Annotated in this window: 22 protein-coding genes; 7 read left to right on the forward strand and 15 right to left on the reverse strand. The window is 63.0% G+C overall.

Features of this window, described 5'->3' with window-relative positions:
- Positions 1 to 37: 37 nt before the first annotated feature.
- Positions 38 to 1,204, forward strand: a complete 1,167-nt coding sequence (locus tag DT068_RS24030) for an MFS transporter (protein ID WP_119392433.1) — start codon at positions 38 to 40, stop codon at positions 1,202 to 1,204.
- Between the two features lie 366 nt (positions 1,205 to 1,570).
- Here the strand turns inward: DT068_RS24030 and DT068_RS24035 are convergent, their stop codons facing one another.
- Entirely contained in the window at positions 1,571 to 1,936 is a 366-nt protein-coding gene (locus DT068_RS24035; RefSeq protein WP_119392434.1) for a VOC family protein, read from the reverse strand.
- Here DT068_RS24035 and DT068_RS24040 point away from each other — a divergent pair.
- From DT068_RS24040 to DT068_RS24055, 4 genes are all read left to right on the forward strand, one after another.
- The gene (locus tag DT068_RS24040) at positions 1,930 to 2,151 is read left to right on the forward strand and encodes a hypothetical protein (RefSeq protein WP_119392435.1); all 222 of its coding nucleotides are present in this window, start codon (positions 1,930 to 1,932) and stop codon (positions 2,149 to 2,151) included. The genes DT068_RS24035 and DT068_RS24040 overlap by 7 nt on opposite strands.
- A gap of 9 nt (positions 2,152 to 2,160) precedes the next feature.
- The gene (gene uvrA, locus DT068_RS24045; RefSeq protein ID WP_119392436.1) at positions 2,161 to 5,088 is read left to right on the forward strand and encodes an excinuclease ABC subunit UvrA; all 2,928 of its coding nucleotides are present in this window, start codon (positions 2,161 to 2,163) and stop codon (positions 5,086 to 5,088) included.
- A 466-nt stretch (positions 5,089 to 5,554) separates the two neighbouring features.
- Entirely contained in the window at positions 5,555 to 6,034 is a 480-nt protein-coding gene (locus tag DT068_RS24050; RefSeq protein ID WP_119392437.1) for a hypothetical protein, read from the forward strand.
- Between the two features lie 217 nt (positions 6,035 to 6,251).
- Positions 6,252 to 6,986, forward strand: a complete 735-nt coding sequence (locus tag DT068_RS24055) for an SDR family NAD(P)-dependent oxidoreductase (RefSeq protein ID WP_119392438.1) — start codon at positions 6,252 to 6,254, stop codon at positions 6,984 to 6,986.
- A 20-nt stretch (positions 6,987 to 7,006) separates the two neighbouring features.
- Here DT068_RS24055 and DT068_RS24060 read toward each other — a convergent pair whose 3' ends face one another.
- On the reverse strand, positions 7,007 to 7,741 hold the full coding sequence (locus tag DT068_RS24060) for an oxygen-binding di-iron domain-containing protein (RefSeq protein ID WP_119392439.1): 735 nt from the start codon (positions 7,739 to 7,741) through the stop codon (positions 7,007 to 7,009).
- Positions 7,742 to 7,856: 115 nt separating this feature from the next.
- Here DT068_RS24060 and DT068_RS24065 point away from each other — a divergent pair, with 115 nt between their 5' ends.
- Positions 7,857 to 8,429, forward strand: coding sequence for a TetR/AcrR family transcriptional regulator (locus DT068_RS24065; RefSeq protein ID WP_119392440.1), 573 nt, complete (start codon positions 7,857 to 7,859; stop codon positions 8,427 to 8,429).
- 11 nt (positions 8,430 to 8,440) lie between these two features.
- On the opposite strand, the gene DT068_RS24070 is transcribed toward DT068_RS24065, so the two are convergent.
- The 3 genes from DT068_RS24070 to DT068_RS24080 are packed head-to-tail and all read right to left on the reverse strand — an operon-like array spanning position 8,441 to position 11,592.
- Entirely contained in the window at positions 8,441 to 9,754 is a 1,314-nt protein-coding gene (locus DT068_RS24070) for a replication-associated recombination protein A (protein WP_119392441.1), read from the reverse strand.
- Complete coding sequence (locus DT068_RS24075; protein WP_119392442.1) at positions 9,754 to 11,148, reverse strand: DegQ family serine endoprotease; 1,395 nt, start codon at positions 11,146 to 11,148, stop codon at positions 9,754 to 9,756. Before DT068_RS24075 ends, DT068_RS24070 begins: the two co-directional genes overlap by 1 nt.
- Positions 11,149 to 11,157: 9 nt before the next feature.
- Positions 11,158 to 11,592, reverse strand: a complete 435-nt coding sequence (locus tag DT068_RS24080; protein WP_119392443.1) for an Lrp/AsnC family transcriptional regulator — start codon at positions 11,590 to 11,592, stop codon at positions 11,158 to 11,160.
- A gap of 266 nt (positions 11,593 to 11,858) precedes the next feature.
- Between DT068_RS24080 and DT068_RS24085 the strand changes: the two genes are divergently transcribed.
- Positions 11,859 to 13,637 (forward strand): tetratricopeptide repeat protein, encoded by a 1,779-nt coding sequence (locus DT068_RS24085; protein ID WP_119392444.1) that lies wholly within the window; start codon positions 11,859 to 11,861, stop codon positions 13,635 to 13,637.
- 50 nt (positions 13,638 to 13,687) lie between these two features.
- On the opposite strand, the gene rplQ is transcribed toward DT068_RS24085, so the two are convergent.
- From rplQ to rplR, 10 genes are all read right to left on the reverse strand, one after another.
- Positions 13,688 to 14,122 carry a 50S ribosomal protein L17 gene (gene rplQ, locus DT068_RS24090; RefSeq protein ID WP_119392445.1) on the reverse strand — a complete coding sequence of 145 codons (435 nt, stop codon included), beginning with the start codon at positions 14,120 to 14,122 and terminating at the stop codon, positions 13,688 to 13,690.
- A gap of 21 nt (positions 14,123 to 14,143) precedes the next feature.
- Positions 14,144 to 15,166 carry a DNA-directed RNA polymerase subunit alpha gene (locus DT068_RS24095; protein WP_119392446.1) on the reverse strand — a complete coding sequence of 341 codons (1,023 nt, stop codon included), beginning with the start codon at positions 15,164 to 15,166 and terminating at the stop codon, positions 14,144 to 14,146.
- Positions 15,167 to 15,260: 94 nt separating this feature from the next.
- Positions 15,261 to 15,650, reverse strand: a complete 390-nt coding sequence (gene rpsK, locus DT068_RS24100; RefSeq protein WP_119392447.1) for a 30S ribosomal protein S11 — start codon at positions 15,648 to 15,650, stop codon at positions 15,261 to 15,263.
- A gap of 9 nt (positions 15,651 to 15,659) precedes the next feature.
- Positions 15,660 to 16,028, reverse strand: a complete 369-nt coding sequence (gene rpsM / locus DT068_RS24105; protein ID WP_119392448.1) for a 30S ribosomal protein S13 — start codon at positions 16,026 to 16,028, stop codon at positions 15,660 to 15,662.
- A 309-nt stretch (positions 16,029 to 16,337) separates the two neighbouring features.
- A complete protein-coding gene (locus DT068_RS24110) occupies positions 16,338 to 16,988 on the reverse strand; it encodes an adenylate kinase (protein WP_119392449.1) in 651 nt (216 codons plus the stop codon).
- Positions 16,985 to 18,316 carry a preprotein translocase subunit SecY gene (gene secY, locus DT068_RS24115; protein WP_119392450.1) on the reverse strand — a complete coding sequence of 444 codons (1,332 nt, stop codon included), beginning with the start codon at positions 18,314 to 18,316 and terminating at the stop codon, positions 16,985 to 16,987. The genes DT068_RS24110 and secY overlap by 4 nt, the downstream gene beginning before the upstream one ends.
- A gap of 62 nt (positions 18,317 to 18,378) precedes the next feature.
- Positions 18,379 to 18,975, reverse strand: coding sequence for a 50S ribosomal protein L15 (rplO, locus tag DT068_RS24120; RefSeq protein WP_119392451.1), 597 nt, complete (start codon positions 18,973 to 18,975; stop codon positions 18,379 to 18,381).
- Between the two features lie 12 nt (positions 18,976 to 18,987).
- Positions 18,988 to 19,182: a 50S ribosomal protein L30 gene (gene rpmD, locus DT068_RS24125; protein ID WP_119392452.1), complete on the reverse strand. Its 195-nt coding sequence runs from the start codon at positions 19,180 to 19,182 to the stop codon at positions 18,988 to 18,990.
- Between the two features lie 12 nt (positions 19,183 to 19,194).
- On the reverse strand, positions 19,195 to 19,758 hold the full coding sequence (gene rpsE / locus DT068_RS24130) for a 30S ribosomal protein S5 (RefSeq protein WP_119392453.1): 564 nt from the start codon (positions 19,756 to 19,758) through the stop codon (positions 19,195 to 19,197).
- Positions 19,759 to 19,776: 18 nt separating this feature from the next.
- Complete coding sequence (gene rplR / locus DT068_RS24135; RefSeq protein WP_119392454.1) at positions 19,777 to 20,139, reverse strand: 50S ribosomal protein L18; 363 nt, start codon at positions 20,137 to 20,139, stop codon at positions 19,777 to 19,779.
- Positions 20,140 to 20,150: the final 11 nt, after the last annotated feature.

A 20,150-nucleotide genomic window follows, 5' to 3' on the forward strand; every position in this document is an offset into this window, starting at 1 on the left:
AAGTACGGTGCGCGCAACAACCGCGATCGAAAAGCCCATGACCGACGCCCGCCGCACCATCTTCTTCGTCAACGCCGCCCATGCCCTCGTCCATTATGTGGTCCTCATCTTCCCGACCGCCGTCATCGTGATCGGGACTGAATGGATGCTGGGCTATGGCGAGTTGATCCCACTCGCCACCGGGTGCTTCGTCGCTTTCGGGCTGCTGTCGCTGCCGGCGGGCTGGCTGGTGAATGTGACGGGGCCCGACCGCCTTCTGGCTTCCTTCTTCATCCTGACCGGACTTGCCTGCCTATTCGTCGCCGCGGCGACGACATGGACGATGCTCGGGCTGGCGCTACTGCTGCTCGGCGCCGCCGGCGCCATCTATCACCCGGTCGGCCTCAGCCTTCTCGCCTCCAGGTCTCAGCAGCTCGGGCGTGATTTCGCCGTCAACGGAGTCTGCGGCAATGTCGGTGCGGCCGTGGCTGCTGCCGGCACGGCGTTCCTTGCTTCCGTCTTCGGCTGGCGCGCCGCCTTCATCGGTCCGGGCGCCGTGGCGCTGATGCTGGGGATTCTCTTCATCGCGACGACACGCCACTCGGGAAATTCGGACAGGGCGCCGACAAGCACTACAGCCTCACCCGGCATCGCCGTGCAGAAACCGCTTCTGGCTGTCGGCATGATCCTCCTGGCGGGCTTCGCCGGCGGCATGACCTACAACATCATCACGGTTGCCTTGCCCAAGATCGTCGATGAGCGCTTCGACGGTGACTTGCCGCTGATCGGCACCGGTGCGCTCGCCACCGTCGTCTTCATCTGCGGCGCCCTGATGCAGCTTGCCACCGGCCGGCTCATCGACCGCTTCGCGCTGGCTTCGCTCTTTGTCGGCCTCGCGGCGCTCGAGCTCACCGGCCTGGTGCTGGCCTGGCTCTCGACCGGTCCTCTCCTGCTCATCGGCCTCGCTTTCACCATGGCGGCGATCTATGGCCTGGTGGTGGTCGACGATGCCATCGTGGCGCGCTTCGTGCCCGAGCATCTGCGGGCCAAAGCCTATGGCATCACCTATTCCCTCAGCTTCGCCGTCAGCGCGGCGGCCATCCCGATGATGGGCATGCTGCATGACCGGGGCGCCGGCTTCGCTCCGGTTCTCGCTCTGACCGCAGCCTGCAGCGGCGCCATGCTCATCTGCGCGCTGGGCTTCCACCATGCTGTGAAGAAATGAAGCACCTGAGGACTCGAAACCCCGCCGCGCTCATCTGGCGCCGGCGGGGCACTCGATCATTCGAGATTTATTCGAAGTCCATTCCGGTATTTATACCGGATCATTTTCGAGGCTCTGAGACGTCCAGCTTCGGCATCTCGCCCTCGCATGAGATATTCGGATTGTAGGATGAGCGGCCTGATCAGTGTCGATGAGTGCTGCAGCGCTGTCAGGACCGTGACTGCGGAACCTTGCCGCAGTCGAGAAGGTAGCCCGGTGGATTCATGCCTCCCTCCCTTTCTGTTGTGTCCGGTCATCGATCTCACGCGACCGATGATGGTTTTATCTTGGTCCTCTCCCTCTCGATGTCAAGTCAAAATGGACCTCTCATCGTCTCGACTCGCGAAAGGCGCGGCTGGAAACCGAGATGGAGTTCCTGGCGGGATCGCGCGCATTGGCGAAGACATAGCCTTCCCCTTGATGCAGGGCGCTGAACACCAGCCCGTTCTTCGCGGCGAGCGCGCAGAAGCCTTCGACATCCTCGACATCGAAAACCAGCTTCACCTGGGACTGGCCGGCCTTCTGGGCCCTTCCCGCCTGATGAATCATCAGACGGGCGCCGCCATTGGCGGGAACAAGCTCGACAATGCGGTCGCCCGCTTCGCGCGATGCCTTGAAACCGAAGAATTTTTCATAGAACGCCACGGTCTGTTCCACGTCCAGCGCGTAGAGGATGATCCGGTTCAATGCCATATGCTGTCTTCAACCTCACCTATGACTGGCCCGACAAGGGGCTGCCGCCGGGCCTTCTTCACCAGTCTGTGGACAGCGGTCAAGCTGCTGACATGTTCTGGCGCTTGAAGGGAGCAGCCTCGCAAAACAGGTTCAGCCGCGTGATGGCCGGGAAAAAGCGACTTTTCCCCGGCCAAATGCTTGTCCAGCTTGCCCACGTTCACTATTTGGTCTAGTCAACCGCCATGGCCGACACCAAGAAAATCATCGCGATACAGGGTGCGCGCGAGCACAATCTCAAGAACATCTCGCTTGAGCTGCCGCGCGACAAGCTCATCGTCTTCACCGGGCTTTCGGGCTCGGGCAAGTCCTCGCTCGCTTTCGACACGATCTATGCCGAGGGCCAGCGCCGTTATGTCGAGAGCCTGTCGGCCTATGCCCGCCAGTTCCTCGAGATGATGCAGAAGCCCGATGTCGACCAGATCGACGGCCTCTCGCCCGCCATCTCGATCGAGCAGAAGACAACGAGCCGCAATCCGCGCTCGACGGTGGGCACCGTCACCGAGATCTATGACTATATGCGCCTCCTCTTTGCGCGCATCGGCGTCGCCTATTCGCCGGCCACCGGCCTTCCCATCGAGAGCCAGACCGTCACCCAGATGGTCGACCGGGTGATGGAGCTTCCCGAGGGCACCCGCCTCTACCTCCTGGCGCCGATCGTCCGTGGACGGAAGGGCGAATACCGCAAGGAAATGGCGGAGCTGCAGAAGAAGGGCTTCCAGCGCGTCAAGGTCGACGGCAAGTTCTACGAGATCGACGCGGTTCCGGCCCTCGACAAGAAATTCAAGCACGATATCGACGTGGTGGTCGACCGCATCGTGGTCCGGGGCGATCTCGGCAACCGCCTGGCCGACAGTTTCGAGACGGCGCTGAAGCTCGCCGAGGGGCTTGCCATCGCCGAATATACCGACAAGCCCTTGCCGCCGTCGCGCACCAGCGAGGAGAGCGCCAACAAGTCGAAGAACGAGACGCATGAGCGCATCCTGTTCTCGGAGAAATTCGCCTGCCCCGTCTCGGGCTTCACCATCGAGGAGATCGAGCCGCGCCTCTTCTCCTTCAACAACCCCTTCGGCGCCTGCCCCAAATGCGATGGACTGGGCACCGAGCTGCGTTTCGAGCCCGATCTCGTGGTGCCCGATGCCACGCTGTCGCTGCGCGACGGGGCCATACTGCCCTGGGCCAAGACCGGCAACACCTCGCCCTATTACACCCAGACGCTGGAAGCCCTCGCCAAGGCCTACAAGTTCGGCATGTCGACGGCCTGGAAGGACCTGCCCAAGAAGGCGCGCGACGCCATCCTGTTCGGCACCGGCGAGGACGAGATCACCTTCGTCTATGACGACGGGCTTCGCACCTACAAGACCAAGAAGGCCTTCGAGGGCGTCATCGGCAATATCGAGCGGCGCTGGCGCGAGACGGATTCGCAATGGATGCGCGAGGAGCTGTCGCGCTTCCAGTCGGATCATCCCTGCGATGCCTGCGGCGGCTTCAGGCTCAAGCCCCAGGCGCTCGCCGTCAAGATCGACAAGCTGCATATCGGCCAGGTCTCCGACATGTCGATCAAGGCCGCCAATGACTGGTTCACCAGGCTCGAGGGCAAGCTCAAGCCCAAGGACCGCGAGATCGCCGCGCGCATCCTGAAGGAGATCCGCGCCCGCCTCAAGTTCCTGGTCGATGTGGGCCTCGATTATCTCAATTTGTCGCGCGTCTCGGGCTCGCTGTCAGGCGGCGAGAGCCAGCGCATCCGCCTTGCCTCGCAGATCGGCTCGGGCCTCACCGGCGTGCTTTATGTGCTGGACGAGCCCTCGATCGGCCTGCATCAGCGCGACAATGCCCGCCTGCTCGAGACCCTCATCCATCTGCGCGACATCGGCAATACGGTGATCGTGGTCGAGCATGACGAGGATGCGATAAGGCTCGCCGATTATGTCGTCGATATCGGCCCCGGCGCCGGCATCCATGGCGGCGAGGTCATCGCGCAGGGCTCGCCCGACCAGGTCATGGCCAATCCGCGCTCGCTCACCGGGCAGTATCTCATCGGCCTGCAGCAGATTCCCCTGCCCCAGCGCCGGCGCACGCCGGAAAAGGGCCGCCGCATCAAGGTGACGGGCGCGCGCGCCAACAACCTCAAGAGCGTGTCGGCCGAGATTCCGCTCGGCCTCTTCACCTGCGTCACCGGTGTGTCGGGCGGCGGCAAGTCGACCTTGCTGATCGACACGATCTATCGCGCCATCGCCCGCAAGCTGATGGGCACGCGCGAAGCCCCGCTCGAGCATGACAAGATCGAGGGCCTCGAATATCTCGACAAGATCATCGACATCGACCAGTCGCCGATCGGGCGCACGCCGCGCTCGAACCCGGCGACCTATACCGGCGCCTTCACCCCCATCCGCGACTGGTTCGCCGGCCTCCCCGAAGCCAAGGCGCGCGGCTATGAGCCGGGCCGCTTCTCCTTCAATGTGAAGGGCGGGCGCTGCGAGACCTGCCAAGGCGACGGTGTCATCAAGATCGAGATGCATTTCCTGCCCGATGTCTATGTCACCTGCGATGCCTGCCACGGCAAGCGCTACAATCGCGAGACGCTGGAGATCAGGTTCAAGGACAAGTCGATCGCCGATGTGCTCGACATGACGGTGGCGGAAGGCGCCGAGTTCTTCCGCGCCGTACCATCGGTGCGCGACAAGATGGAGACTCTCGAGCGCGTGGGCCTCGGCTATATCCATATCGGCCAGCAGGCGACGACGCTCTCGGGCGGCGAGGCGCAGCGCGTCAAGCTCGCCAAGGAATTGTCGAAGCGCGCCACCGGCCGCACCATCTACCTGCTCGACGAGCCGACCACCGGCCTGCATTTCCATGATGTGCGCAAGCTTCTCGAGGTGCTGCATGAACTGGTCGACCAGGGCAACACGGTTGTCGTCATCGAGCACAATCTCGAAGTGATCAAGACCGCCGACTGGATCATCGACATGGGACCCGAAGGCGGCGATGGCGGCGGCGAGGTCGTCTTCGCCGGAACGCCCGAGGACTGCGTCAGGGAGCCGCGAAGCTATACCGGCCAGTTCCTGAAGGACGTGCTGCGCCGCGGGCGGACCAAGACGGAAGCGGCGGAGTAGAGAGGCCCTCCTTCATTTCCCCTTCTCCCGTCCGGAGGATGGGAGAAGGTGCCCGACAGGGCGGATGAGGGCTCTTCCTCGAAACATGCGAGACTTGGAAAACACCGGAGTAATTTGGACAAAGAGCCCTCACCCGGCCTCTCGCCTTCGCGAAGCCGAGGTTTCGCCCCGACAGAGCAGATAACTTCCGCTTCGGCGGAGCAAGGTCGGGCACCCCCATTGCTTCGCAACGGGCGAGGGGAAAAATTGGCAATGGCTCGCCTACTTCGGGAAATCCATATGCGGATTGCCCAGTCTGAGTAACTGAGGCATCGCCCAGGTTTCAGCTTTTAAACGCCGGACGGTTAATGCTTGCCAAAATTCCGCCACGGCGCTGCTTGACCTTGGTGTCGCCCGCAATGAGAATGACCGTCGTGAACCAGGTCGCGCGGCGGTCGGGGCTAACCGGAACCTGCGAGGGGAAGTCATGAAACTCACCAAATGGGCTCTTCTGGCGAGCGCTGCGATGGCTGTCACGGCAGCTTCCGCCAAAGCGGAGGATGTTGGCGCCCTCAAGGCCCAGATCGAGGCTTTGCAGCAGAACGTGTCGCAGCTCGAGGCGCAGCAGGGAGCGCTGCCCGAGGGCTATGACCTGATGGCCATCCGCAAAGGCCAGGGCACTTTTGAAGGCGTCGCGCCGGAGCGCAATGCCGACAAGGTGCGTGAGGATTCAGGCTTCACCATCTCGGTGCTGCCGAGGGCCGACGCGGAGCCGGTGGCCGAAATCTCGGTATCGGGCGAGATCCGCAGCGGGCTGGTCTATTCGGACCGCGGGAAAAATCGCGACTCGCTCGATGCGACGACGCGCGGCCGTGTTGTCGTCAAAGGCAAGGTTGACACGTCGGTCGGCGAGGTGGGCGGCTATGTCCGTCTGCAGGACACTGGCGGAAGTTCCTTCGCGGATTGATCCGAGGCGCCGGCGGAGGCCGATGCTTCAGGCTCACCGACAGCATTATATTCCTTGGAAGAGACAATATTCCACGATATATATTGGAAATTGCATGAAATTGTCAGAAACTGTTTGCAACTTTTCAGCGGTTTCTGCGTAAAAGAAATCCTGGGTTTAGCTGCATGACCGGAGCAGCCCGCGGCTGAGTTGTCCGTTCCGGGGGATTTTGTTCTTTATGTCCAACTTGCCACTCGCCCTGATCACCGGCGGCTCGCGCGGTCTGGGCTTCGAGACGGCGCGTCAGCTGGGGCGCCTGGGCTACCGGCTGTTCATCGCCAGCCGCACGAAATCCACCCTCGAAAATGCCGCCCGGACTCTTCGCGCCGAGGGCTATCTGGTGACCGCGCACGCCTTCGACATGCAGGATGCGGCCTCCATCGAGCTGCTGGTCGATGCCGTCAAGATGAAGGACGCCTCGATTGATGTGCTGATCAACTGCGCCGGCGTCATGTACGAGGCGGGCAGCGACAGCGATCTCAAGGCCGAGATCGGCTCGACTGCCAGCGTCCTGCGCAGCCCGGAAAGGAACGTCACCGACACGATCGCCATCAACATGATCGGCACCTGGAGCGTCACCCGCGCGCTTGCGCCCTATCTCGCCCGCGGTGCCCGCATCGTCAATGTCTCGTCCAGCATGGCCTCGCTCGGCGAGATGGGACCGGGTTATTACGGCTACCGTGCCTCGAAGGCCGGCATCAATGTCTTCACCCGCACGCTTGCCTATGAAATGCGCCCGCGCGGCATTCTGGTGAACTCGGTCTGCCCCGGCTGGGTCAAGACGAACATGGGAGGGCCCGGCGCCACCCGCGACGTGGCCGAAGGCGCTGCCGGCATCGTCTGGGCGGCAACGCTTCCCCCCGACGGGCCGACCGGCGGCTTCTTCAGGGATGGTCAGGCGATCCCCTGGTAGCCCGAGACGCCGGGCGTTCCCTACTGGCTCATTGCCGCGCGGATACGCCGGTCATAGTCGTCGGCCAGGCCATGCAACGCGGCCGCTCCATCGCCGGTGAAGGTCGGACCGTGCATGAGCGCCAGACTTCTGGGCGCAAGTTCCGCCAGGCGACGGATCGTCTTCCCCATTCCGGGATTGAGGCTCGAAAAGCGGAACATGTCCTCGGCGTCGATGGCGGGTCCGACGATATCGCGGTCCGTCAAAGCGGCGCGGTCGCCAATCTGCGTGAAGAGATCACCACACAGCAAGGTTCCGCTCGCCTCCTCATAGAGGACGCCCGCGTCCCAGCCATGTGGAATATGCGGCGTGTCGAGATAGCGCACCCGCCTGCCCTTGCCGAGATCGATCGTCTCGCCGTCCTCGAGAATACGCGGACTGCGGTCAGCCATGTCGTTGAGCGAGACATAGCAGCCCGTCCGGCCATGCGCGACCATGGCCTGGGGCGCGATCGCCAGCCAGTCATTCATCGCGCCGCATTCATCCGCTTCGTAGTGGCCGAAGGCGATCCAGCGCAGCTTTTCCGGCGGGATGAGCCTGGCGACGGCGGTGCGAATGGAGGGGAACATCAGCCTCAGGCCGGCATGGAACAGCAAGGGCTCATCGCCGAGAATGAGGAACTGGTTGAAGGTGAAGCCATCGGGCGGCGCGATATCGGGCACGAAGGTCGACAGCCGGTAAAGCCCATCGCCGATTTCAGTGATCCTGGTCTCCATACAAGCCTCCTGTTGCCTGGCATCGACAGATGCCAATTTTCGTGATACACACGTGTGTATCCAAATTTGAACGTCACGTCAACATTGAATACACACAAGAGTGCAGTGAAATGAGATGACCCGAACCTACACACTGAAGCGGCGCGCCGAGCAGCAGGCCATGACCCGGCAGCGCATCGTCGAAGCCGCCGTCGATTTGCATGGCAGCGTCGGCCCCGCTTCCACCACCGTGAGCATGATCGCCGAGCGGGCCGGCGTCCAACGGCATACATTCTATGCGCATTTTCCGGGGGAACGGGATCTGCTACTCGCCTGCTCCGGTCTGGTCCATGAGCGCGACCCGCTGCCGGAAGCCGCGGCTTGGCAGGCAACAAAGGATCCCCGCAGGCGCCTGCACACCGGGCTGCGCGCGCTCTATGACTGGTACAAGCGCAATGCCGGCCTGCTCGCCTGTGTATTGCGTGATGGCGAGCATCACCAGTTGACGAGAGAGATTGCCGAGCTGCGCTTCTCCGGGCCCATGGCCTCCTACCGACAGGTCCTCGGTGACGGCCTGGATGCCCCACAACGTGCCATGCTCGGCCTGGCGCTCAGCTTCTTCACCTGGCGAAGCCTGACGCAGGAAGGCAGACTGAAACAGGACGCCGCCGCTGCCGCGATGACGCAGGCAATCATTTCGCAGAAGTAGGAAGAACGGCCTCAGCCCTCGCCGCGCTCGCGCCTGAGCTTCTCCCAATAGTCCAGCCGCTTGCGGATCTCGCGCTCGAAGCCGCGCTCCGGCGGATCGTAAAAGCGTTCGCGCTGCATCTGGTCGGGAAAGTAATTCTGCCCGGAAAAGGCGTCGGGCTCGTCGTGATCATATTGATAGCCGGCGCCATACTCCTGTTCCTTCATCAGGCGCGTCGGCGCATTGAGGATGATCTTGGGCGGCGACAGCGAGCCCGTTTCCCTGGCGTGCTTCATGGCGCCCTTGAAGGCGACATAGCCGGCATTGGATTTGGGCGCGGTCGCCAGATAGATGACGGCCTGCGCCAGTGCGAGCTCACCCTCCGGACTACCGAGGAAATCAAAGGCCTCCTTCGCCAGCAATGCCTGCTGCAGCGCCTGCGGATCGGCGAGGCCCACATCCTCGATCGCCATGCGCACCATCCGGCGCGTGATATAGAGCGGGTCCTCGCCGGCGGTGAGCATGCGGGCGAGATAATAGAGCGCCGCATCGGGATCGGAGCCGCGCACCGTCTTGTGCAGCGCCGAGATCAGATTGTAATGGCCGTCCTGCGACTTGTCGTAAAGCGGCACGCGTTTCTGCACCACTTCCGCCAGCTTCGCCTCATCGAGCGCCGCACCGCCTTCCGGCACGGTGGCGAAAATGTCCTCGACCAAATTGAGCAGATAGCGTCCATCGCCATCGGCAAGCCCCGTCAGCACCTGGCGCGCCGCATCGGTCACGGGCAGCGCCCGCTTCTCATGCATTTCGGCGCGCGCGATGAGCGCCTCGAGCGCCGGCGCATCGAGCCGGTTGAGCACCAGCACTTGCGCACGCGACAACAGAGCTCCGTTCAGCTCGAAGGACGGGTTCTCGGTGGTGGCGCCGACCAGCGTGATGGTGCCATCTTCCATCACCGGCAGGAAGCTGTCCTGCTGCGAGCGGTTGAAGCGGTGGATCTCGTCGACGAAGAGCAGCGTGCCACGCCCCTGCTCGCGCCTGGAGCGCGCCATCTCGAACGCCTTCTTGAGATCGGCGACGCCGGAGAAGATCGCCGACATCTGCTCGAAGACGAGGCCGGTGGCGCCGGCCAGGAGCCGCGCAATGGTCGTCTTGCCGGTGCCGGGCGGCCCCCAGAAGATGACGGAAGGCACCCGCCCCGCCGCGATCATGCGGGTGAGCACACCTTCGGGTCCGGTGATGTGGTCCTGCCCCACGACATCGGAAAGCTTCTGCGGCCGCAGGCGGTCGGCCAGCGGCCGCGGCGCTTCCTTGTCCAGTCCTGCCGCCTGGAACAGGTTGGCCATCAACCGCCTAACTGCATGCGGATGACGCGCCCGCTGCGATTGACCGCGAACTGCCAGAAGCCGTCACCTGTTTTCACCGCCGAATTGAGCGTGTCGACGCTGTCGATCACCACCCCGTTCACTTCCAGGATGACATCGCCCTTGCGGAAGATGCGCCGCGCCGGACCGCCTTTGACATCGGCGGCGACCACGCCGGTCGAGCCCGAAGGCAGGCCCAGCTCATCGGCAACCGCCGGCGACAGATTGGCGACGACGAGTCCGGTAAAGGGCGTGTTGCCGCCCATCAGGGTTTCATCGCGCGCCGTCGTCTCCGGCGCCGCGATGAGCTCGATGCGGGTCTCGCGCCGCTCGCTGCCGCGCTGATATTCGACGATCGCCGATGATCCGACCTGGGCGGTGGCGACACGATAGCTGAGCTCCTTGGCGTTCTCGACCGGCTTGCCGTCCAGCGCCAGGACGACGTCGCCGCGCTTGAGGCCGGCCAGCGCCAGCGGGCTCTTGGGATGGAGCCCGGCGATGAGAGCGCCTTCCGGCCGCGCGAAGCCGAGGGAATCGGCGATCTCGGCGGTGACATCCTGCGTCTCAGCACCAATCCACGGCCGCTGGATGCGCCCGCCCGTCTCGGCCGACTGCACCACCGTCTTGACCATGTTGACCGGGATGGCGAAGCCGATGCCGATCGAGCCGCCCGAGCGCGAGAAGATCGCGGTGTTGATGCCGATGAGATTGCCCTGAAGGTCGATCAGCGCGCCGCCCGAATTGCCGGGATTGATCGCCGCATCGGTCTGGATGAAGAACTGATAGTCGGTGATGCCGACCTGGGTGCGCGCCAGGGCCGAGACGATGCCGCTGGTCACCGTCTGGCCGACACCGAAGGGATTGCCGATGGCGAGCACCAGGTCGCCGACTTCGAGATTGTCGGAATCGCCCATGGCGAGCGCCGGCAGCTCCTCGTCATCGGGTTCGATCTTGAGGACGGCGAGATCGGTGCGCTCATCGGCAATCAGGAGCTTGGCCTCGAATTCGCGCCGGTCGGCGAGCACCACCCTGATGTCGCTGCCGCCCAGGATGACATGGTTGTTGGTGACGATGAGGCCCTTGCCGTCGACGATGACGCCCGAGCCCAGCGAATTCTGCACCCGCTCGCGCGGCGCGCCGAATGAGCCGTCGCCGCCGAAGAACTTGCGGAAGAACGGATCGGAGAACGGCCCCTGGTCGCGCTGCGACACCAGCCTTCGCGCATAGACATTGACCACCGCGGGCGATGTCTCCTTCACCACGGGCGCGAAGGACATCTGGATTTCCGAGCGCGACTGCGGCACCGCCTGTTCGGCCGCCGCCGGCAACGCGAGAAGGCCGGTCAGGATGAGGGTTGCGAGCACTTTCGACTTCATTTTCAGTCCCTAACGCCGGTCGACCTTGGTCGACAGGATAATGGCAGATTCTGTCCGGGTTACGCCGGGAATAAGGCCGACGCTGTCGAGCATGCGATCCATGTCCTCAGCCGACCCGGTGCGCGCCAGCGCCACCAGGTCGAACTTGCCGGCCACCGTATGCAGCGCCTCGATCTGCGGCAGCTTGGTGAGCGCACGGCCGACCTCGACCTGCCGGCGCGCTTCGACCGAGATCGTCACATAGGCACGAATGCTGCTTTTGTCGACCGCGCTGGCGAGCCTGACGGCATAGCCCGCAATGACGCCCTGCTCCTCAAGACGCTTGATCCGGTCCTGAACTGTCGTGCGCGAAAGCTTCAATTTGCGCGCCAGCGAGGCCACGGGTTCCCGCGCATTGAGGCGCAGAAGGGCCAGCAGGTCCTCGTCTTTCTGGGTAAAAGTCACGTTCCGTCACCTTGTCAGGAAAACTGGTCACTTCGCCGGAAAAACCGGCAGTTGGCTGCATAACGCCGTCTGCGCTTCGGCGCAACTGTGAAGGACATTTCGTCAGGTTTTGCGTCCACTTGCCAGGGCAAGGTGCCTATAAAAGCAATAAGGCGTAAGCCGAGAAAAGCGGGCCTTTCGGTCCGCTTTTCGTTTTGGGGCCCCTCCCCAGTTGCGGAAATCCATCTTCTCTTGCAACATCGAAGGCTGGACGGCGGGGGGTATTGATGACGATTGGCGAAAGGATCGCCTGGATCTGGGTGTGGAGCGCGTTGGCGCTTCTATCCGTCACTCTGACCATCATCATTGCTCAGTATTGGAGCCTGCCCCTAGCCTATTTCGACGCTTTTCTCTGCGAGGGGCAAAATAGAGCCATTGCCGATTCTGCCTGCAATCGACTGGCCGCGAATGAAGACGCGCCTGTGGGGCTTCGCTCCATGGCCCTGAGAAGATCGATTGAGGGCAAGGGCAATGCCCCCGAAGTGGCAATCGCGCGACTATCGCAACTTATAGAGCTCGGCACGGCAGACGCCGAGGACTGGAACAATCGCGGCATCGGCCACTACAGACTGGGCGACTTTGCGAAAGCAGCCGATGATTTCCGGACCGCAGGCGCGATCAACAGCCGGGTTGGAATTTACTGGTCAAATCTCGCCGACGCGCAACTTAAGTCCGAAAAATATGCCGAAGCCGTCATGAATTACACGACCGCCATGCGGAAGGGCTACGACAATGCCGATGTCCGTGGCAATCGCGGCTGGGCCCGCTATCAACTCGGCAGCTTCAACAATGCTCTCAGCGACTTCGACAAAGCAATCAGCCGGGACACCAGTCATGCCGACAACTACAATAACCGCGGCCTGGTTCACTACGCTATGCGCAACTATGATCAGGCCCTTGCCGATTTCGACCAAGCCTTGAAGCTGAACAAGGATGGCGTCGCCTTCCTTACCAACAGGGCCATGACCTATACGGCGACGGGGCAATTTGAGAAGGCTGGACTGGATCTCGAACGTGCTATCGCTCTCAATGCCGACTACAGCCCGGCCCATCTGGAAAAATCTTGGCTGTTGATCTATACGGACCGATCGGCGGAGGCGCTTACCGAGCTCGCGGTCGTCGAACGCCTGGCACCGCTTGACATTTTTGCCTTGGAAGCACGCGGCCGCGCCCTCTACGCCCAAGGACTTCGGCGAGAAGCCATCGCAGATGCAGAAAAGGCCATGGCGCTGAACGACCAATATACCTGGCCCTTTCAGCTCCGGTCGGAGATCCGGCAGGATTTCGACGACTTCGAAGGCTCAATTGCCGACTCAACTCTTATCCTGAAACGCTATCCCACCAGTGTCGACGCGCTGGCGACGCGTTCCTTTTCACTGCAACTGTCGGGGCATCTCGATGCGGCACTCGCCGACTTGGAGCGCGCAATAGAGTTGGGCACGGCGCCAGCCTATGCCTATGAATCGCGCAGCTATCTCAACCTGTACGCCGGCCGCCTCGCTGCAGCCATATCGGATGCCCGGCAGTCGGTTGCCCTGGCCCCCAAGTCCATCGATTCACGGATCGCACTTGGATGGGCTTATATCGACAGCGGCAACCCCGCATCCGGGATTCTTGAATGCAATGAGGCGCTGTCGATCAAGGAAACCGACCGCGCGCTTCGTTGTCGTGCCATCGCTCATCTGCGGTTGAACCAGCTTCCGGAAGCTCTGGCCGACGCCAAACGCGCTTTCGCGTTCAACAGCAACTCGGCCAACAACAACATTACACTAGGACGGATTGAGCTGGCGCAAGGCAAGCCGGACAGCGCTCTGGCACGCTTCGACGTCGCCTCGAGATTGCTCCCCTTTGATCGGGCCGGGGTCCATATGTATCGGGGAGATGCCGAACGCGCACGCGGCCAGATGGCGAAGGCGCGCCTCGCCTATCTGGAGGCGGGCAAGCGCGATCTTGGTCTCTATGCAACGGCCCTCGAAGAGCGCCTCGCAAGCCTTCCCGCCCAATAAAAAAGCGGGCAGCAAAGCCCGCTTTCGAATTTCACTGATGCTCGCGGCGATCAGGCAGCGGCGGTCTCGCTCGCGGCTTCCTCGCCCGTCTTCATGGTCGGGCCCGAATCCTGGCCCTTGGCATTGACGTCGCGGTCGACGAATTCGATCACCGCGCGCGGCGCCGAGTCGCCATGGCGGAAGCCGGCCTTGAGCACGCGCGTATAGCCGCCCTTGCGTTCGGCATAGCGCTTGGCCAGCACCTCGAACAGCTTCTTGACCTGGGTCTCGTCGCCGATCTCGGCGATGGCCTGACGGCGCGCCGCGAGGCCACCCTTCTTGCCGAGCGTGACCAGCTTCTCGACCACCGGACGCAAATCCTTGGCCTTGGGCAGCGTCGTGACGATCTGCTCATGCTTGATGAGCGATGACGCCAGATTGGCGAGCATCGACTTCCTGTGTGAAGCCGAGCGGTTGAACCGGCGGCCGGCAAATCCGTGACGCATGATGACGTCTCCTCAAAATTCTCAGTAATGCGTTTCGTATTTCTTGGCGAGCTCGTCGATGTTCTCGGGCGGCCAGTTCGGCACTTCCATGCCGAGATGCAGCCCCATCTGCGCGAGCACTTCCTTGATCTCGTTGAGCGACTTGCGTCCGAAGTTCGGCGTGCGCAGCATTTCCGCTTCGCTCTTCTGGATGAGATCGCCGATATAGACGATGTTGTCGTTCTTCAGGCAGTTGGCCGAGCGCACCGAAAGCTCGAGCTCGTCGACCTTCTTGAGGAGCGCCGCGTTGAATTCGAGCTCGGGACGGATGTCCTCGTGCACGACCTTCGACGGCTCGTCGAAATTGATGAACACCGAGAGCTGGTCCTGCAGGATGCGCGCCGCATAGGCCACCGCATCCTCCGGGCTCATCGAGCCGTTGGTCTCGACCGTCATGATCAGCTTGTCATAGTCGAGGATCTGGCCCTCGCGGGTGTTCTCGATCTTGTAGGAGACGCGGCGCACCGGGCTGTAGATGCTGTCGACCGGGATGAGGCCGATCGGCGCGTCCTCGGGACGGTTGCGCTCGGAGGGCACATAGCCCTTGCCGTTGTTGACGGTGAATTCCATGCGCACTTCGGCACCCTCGTCGAGCGTGCAGATGACATGCTCGGGATTGAGGATCTGCACATCGGCGGTCTGCTGGATGTCGCCGGCCTTGACCACGCCCGGGCCTTCCTTGCGGAGCACGAGCCGCTTGGGCCCTTCCGCATGCATGGCGAGCGCGATTTCCTTGATGTTGATGACGATGTCGGTGACATCCTCGCGCACGCCCGCGATCGAGGAGAACTCATGCAGGACGCCGTCGATCTGCACCGAGCTTACCGCCGCACCCTGCAGCGAGGAGAGAAGGACGCGGCGCAGCGCATTGCCGAGCGTCGTGCCGAACCCGCGCTCGAGCGGCTCGGCGACCAGCGTCGCCACCCGCTTGCGTTCACGCCCGGCCGAGACTTCGAGCTTGCTCGGACGGATGAGTTCCTGCCAGTTCTTCTGATTTACGTGCATGGTGTCGTCCTGTTCAGAACCTTGACGCCGGCAATCCGGCGTTGGGGTCACTATTCATTTGCTGGGGAAGCGTCGCCGCTTCCGGAAAAACTCGTCAGACGCGGCGGCGCTTGGGCGGGCGGCAGCCATTATGCGGGATCGGCGTCACGTCGCGGATGGCGGTGACCTGGAGCCCGCAGGACTGCAGCGCGCGGAGCGCCGATTCACGGCCCGAGCCCGGACCGCTCACTTCCACTTCCACGGTCTTCATGCCGTGCTCCATGGCCGACTTGCCCGCCTGCTCGGCGGCGACCTGGGCCGCATAGGGGGTCGACTTACGCGAGCCCTTGAAGCCGAGCTTGCCGGCAGACGCCCAGGAAATGGTGTTGCCCTGGACGTCGGTGATGGTGATCATCGTGTTGTTGAACGATGCGTTCACATGCACGACGCCCGAGGTGATGTTCTTGCGCTCTTTACGGCGCGGACGGGCAGGCTCTTTGGACATGGGGCTTCCTTACTTCTTCTTGCCGGCGATGGCCTTGGCCGGGCCTTTGCGGGTGCGGGCATTGGTATGGGTGCGCTGGCCGCGCGTCGGCAGGCTCTTGCGGTGGCGCAGGCCCCGATAGGTGCCGAGATCCATCAGACGCTTGATGTTCATCGACACTTCGCGGCGCAGGTCGCCCTCGACCACATAGTCGCGGTCGATGATTTCGCGGATCTGCAGCACTTCGGCGTCGGACAGCTCGTTCACCCGCTTGGAAGCCGGGATGCTGACCTGCTTGCAGATCACCTTGGCGTTGACCGGGCCGATGCCATGGATATAGCGAAGGGCGATTTCAACACGCTTGTTGGTCGGAATGTTAACGCCTGCGATGCGGGCCACTTTGTCTTTCTCCTAAACCTTACAAGGGCTTACGCCCATAGTCTCCGTCACTACTCGAAACGCGGTACCGGGCGCCTAAATGGCACAAGGCCGTGCCTCCGGAGGTCGCCCTCCTGAAGCCAGCCTTCATGTCGGTCTAATGGAGCGTGTATCTAGGGCTGAATCGCTTGAACGTCAACCTACTAGATGCCACACCAGCGCGCATCCCGGCGAAGTGGTTCCACTTCGCCGAAAAGGATTCGCGCCAACCCATATCGGAGCAAATCCTTATCGCCAAAGTCTGCAACTTTGGCGGGATTTGCTCCACCTTCATGATCGTTCCAGCACGTCCTCGATCTGGCGGGTCACCTTATGGATATCCGCCATACCGTTTACCTGATGCAGGACGCCCGTCCGACCGTAATAATCGACCAGAGGGGCGGTCTGCTTGTTATAGACCTGAAGGCGGTCCCTGACCGTCTTCTCGTTGTCGTCGGCCCGGCGGACGAATTCGGTCGATCCGCACACATCGCAGACGCCGGGCTTCTTCGGCTTCTCGAACTCGTCGTGATAGCCCTTGCCGCATTTGGCACAGGTGTACCGGCCGGCGATCCGTTTCACCAGGGCCTCGTCATCGACCTTCATCTCGATGACCACATCGAGGCTAAGGCCCTTGTCCGTGAGCATCCGGTCGAGCGCTTCCGCCTGCGCCTGGTTGCGCGGGAAACCGTCGAGGATGAAGCCCTTCTTCACATCGGGCTTGTCCAGCCGCTCGGCGATGATCGACACGACGATATCGTCGGAGACGAGATCGCCACGGTCCATCACGGCCTTGGCCTTCTTGCCCATCTCGGTGCCGGCGGCGACGGCGCCGCGCAGCATGTCGCCGGTCGAGAGCTGCTTGTAGCCCTTCTTCTCTTCCAGCAGTTTCGCCTGGGTGCCTTTTCCGGCGCCCGGCGGTCCGAGCAGGATCAGATTCACCGGCGCGCCCCTCTGAGCTTCGCCTTCTTGACCAGGCCTTCGTATTGCTGCGCCAGCAGATGGCCCTGGACCTGCGCCACCGTATCCATGGTGACGCTCACCACGATGAGGAGCGAGGTGCCGCCGAAATAGAACGGCATCGCGGCATAGCCGATCAGGAATTCCGGCAGCAAGCAGACGAGCGTCAGATAAAGGGCGCCGAGCACGGTGATGCGGGTCAGCACATAGTCGATATACTCCGCCGTCCGCTCGCCCGGCCGGATGCCCGGGATGAAGCCGCCATATTTCTTCAGATTGTCGGCCGTGTCCTTCGGATTGAACATGATCGAGGTGTAGAAGAAGGCGAAGAAGATGATGAGCAGCGCATAGAACACGAGGAACAGCGGCTGGCCGTGGCCGAGCAGCGCGGTGATGCGGTTGAGCCATTCAGGCCCCTGCCCTTGCGTGAAGTTGGCGACCGTGATCGGCAGCAGCAGTAGCGACGAGGCGAAGATCGGCGGGATGACGCCCGAGGTGTTGAGCTTGAGCGGCAGATGCGAGCTGTCGCCCTGGGTGACCTTCATGCCGACCTGGCGCTTGGGATACTGGATCAGGAGCCGGCGCTGGGCGCGCTCCACGAACACGATGAAGGCGATGACGGCAAGCGCCACGACGAAGATGCCGAGGATCAGGAAAGTCGACATCTGGCCGGTCCGGCCGAGCTCGAGCAATGCCGCGAGACCGGACGGCAGGCCGGCGACGATGCCGGCGAAGATGATGAGCGAGGTGCCGTTGCCGATGCCGCGCGCGGTGATCTGCTCGCCGAGCCACATCAGGAAGACGGTGCCGCCGGTGAGCGTGATGACGGTGCTCATCCTGAAGAAGAGCCCCGGATCGAGCACGATGCTGCCCTGCCCCTCGAGGCCGACGGCGATGCCATAGGACTGAAGCGCCGCGATCAGCACGGTGCCGTAGCGCGTATACTGGTTGATTTTCTTGCGGCCCGACTCGCCTTCCTTCTTGAGCTGCTCGAGATGCGGCGAGACGGTGGTCAGAAGCTGGATGATGATCGATGCCGAAATATACGGCATGATATTGAGGGCGAAGATCGCCATGCGGCCGAGCGCGCCGCCGGCGAGGCCGTTGACCCAGCCGAGAATGCCGCTCGAATTCTGGGCCGCGAACCGGGCGAGCTCGATCGTGTCGACGCCAGGGATCGGAATATAGGTGCCGAGCCGGTAGACGATGAGGGCGCCGAGGGTGAACCAGATGCGTTTCTTCAGATCCTCGGCCTTGGCGAGCGCCGAGAAATTGATGTTGGCTGCAAGTTGTTCAGCTGCCGATGCCATGTGCTTTCCTCAAGCGCCGCCCCAAATCCCCTAAATGGGGTGCCGGGCGGACGCCCGCAACCTCACTTCGCCTTAGCCGGTTTGTCTTCCTTCTTGGCCTTGGCCGGCTTCTCCTCGGCTTTGGCCTCGCCCTTGGCGGGCTTGGCTTCGGCTTTGGGAGCCTTCGCTTCCCGTGCAGGCGCTTCGGCCTCGGCCTTGGCCGGTCTCAGGACCTTGACGCTGCCGCCGGCCTTCTCGACCGCGGCAATGGCGCCCTTGGAGGCGTAATGGACCTCAAAGGCGAGCTTGGCCTTGAGTTCGCCGGAACCGAGCAGGCGCAGGCCGGCGCGCGGCTTGGACACGACGCCCGCCTTGACCAAGCTGTCGATCGTCACCGGCTGGCCGGCGTCGATCTTCTTGGCATCGAAGGCCTGCTGGATGCGGCCGAGATTGATCTCATTGTACTCGACCGGGAACGGGTTGTTGAAGCCGCGCTTGGGCAGGCGCCGGTAGATCGGCATCTGGCCGCCTTCGAAGCCGGCCTTGGCGCCGCCGGAGCGCGCCGTCTGACCCTTGCCGCCGCGACCGGCGGTCTTGCCGAGACCCGAACCGATACCGCGGCCGAGACGCTTGCGCGGGCGCCGGGCGCCCTCGTTGTCGGAGATCTGATTGAGTCTCATCGTTCTATTCCCTTACTCGACGACGCGCACAAGGTGCTGGACCTTGGCGATCATGCCGCGAACCGCAGGCGTATCCTGCAGCGTGCTGCGCTTGTGGCGCTTGTTGAGGCCAAGGCCGATCAGCGTCGCGCGCTGATCAGCCGGGCGGCGCGCCGGGCTGTAGATCTGTTCGACCGTAACGGTCTTGTCTGTCTTCGCTTTCGCCATGGTCACACCTTGTTATTCGACCGTCGCATCCTGATCGCGGCGACGGGTAAGGATATCGGAGACTTTCTTGCCGCGACGCGCCGCGACTGCCCGCGGGCTCGCCTGCTTCTTCAGCGCATCGAAAGTGGCGCGCACCATGTTGTAGGGGTTGGACGACCCTTTCGACTTGGCGACGACGTCCTGCATGCCGAGCGATTCGAACACGGCGCGCATCGGGCCGCCGGCGATGATGCCGGTGCCGGGAGGTGCCGAGCGCAGCACGACCTTGCCTGCGCCCCAGCGTCCATCGACGTCGTGATGCAGCGTGCGGCCTTCGCGCAGCGGCACGCGGACGAGGCCGCGCTTGGCGCTCTCGGTCGCCTTGCGCACCGCTTCCGGCACTTCGCGCGCCTTGCCATGGCCGAAGCCGACGCGGCCCTTCTGGTCACCGACGACGACGAGCGCCGCGAAACCGAAGCGCTTGCCGCCCTTCACCACCTTGGCGACGCGATTGATATGCACGAGTTTGTCAAGAAACTCGGAATCGCGCTCCTCACGGCCCTTGCCGCGATCGCCGCCCTGTTCCCTTGGTGCCATGACTGCCTGCTCCTCGAATTAGAACTTGAGACCGCCTTCGCGGGCTCCGTCAGCCAGCGCCTTGACGCGGCCATGATAAAGATAAGCGCCCCGGTCGAAGACGACGGTCTCGACACCGGCCTTCACCGCGCGCTCGGCAACGAGCTTGCCGATCGCCGACGCCGCGGCCTTGTCGGCCCCGGTCTTGCCGCCCTTCTTGAAACCCTCCTCGAGGGTCGAGGCGGCAGCAAGGGTGACACCCTTCTGGTCGTCGATGATCTGCGCGTAGATGTTCTTCGCCGAGCGGAACACCGACAGGCGCGGTCTGAGCTTGCCGGCCGCCTTCAGCGCCTTGCGTACGCGCGCGCGCCGGAAACCGATTTTTGCGAGTTTGGTCGTCATGCTGACACCCG

The sequence above is a fragment of the Taklimakanibacter lacteus genome (assembly GCA_003576695.1).
Taxonomy (GTDB): Bacteria; Pseudomonadota; Alphaproteobacteria; order Rhizobiales; family Aestuariivirgaceae; genus Taklimakanibacter; species Taklimakanibacter lacteus.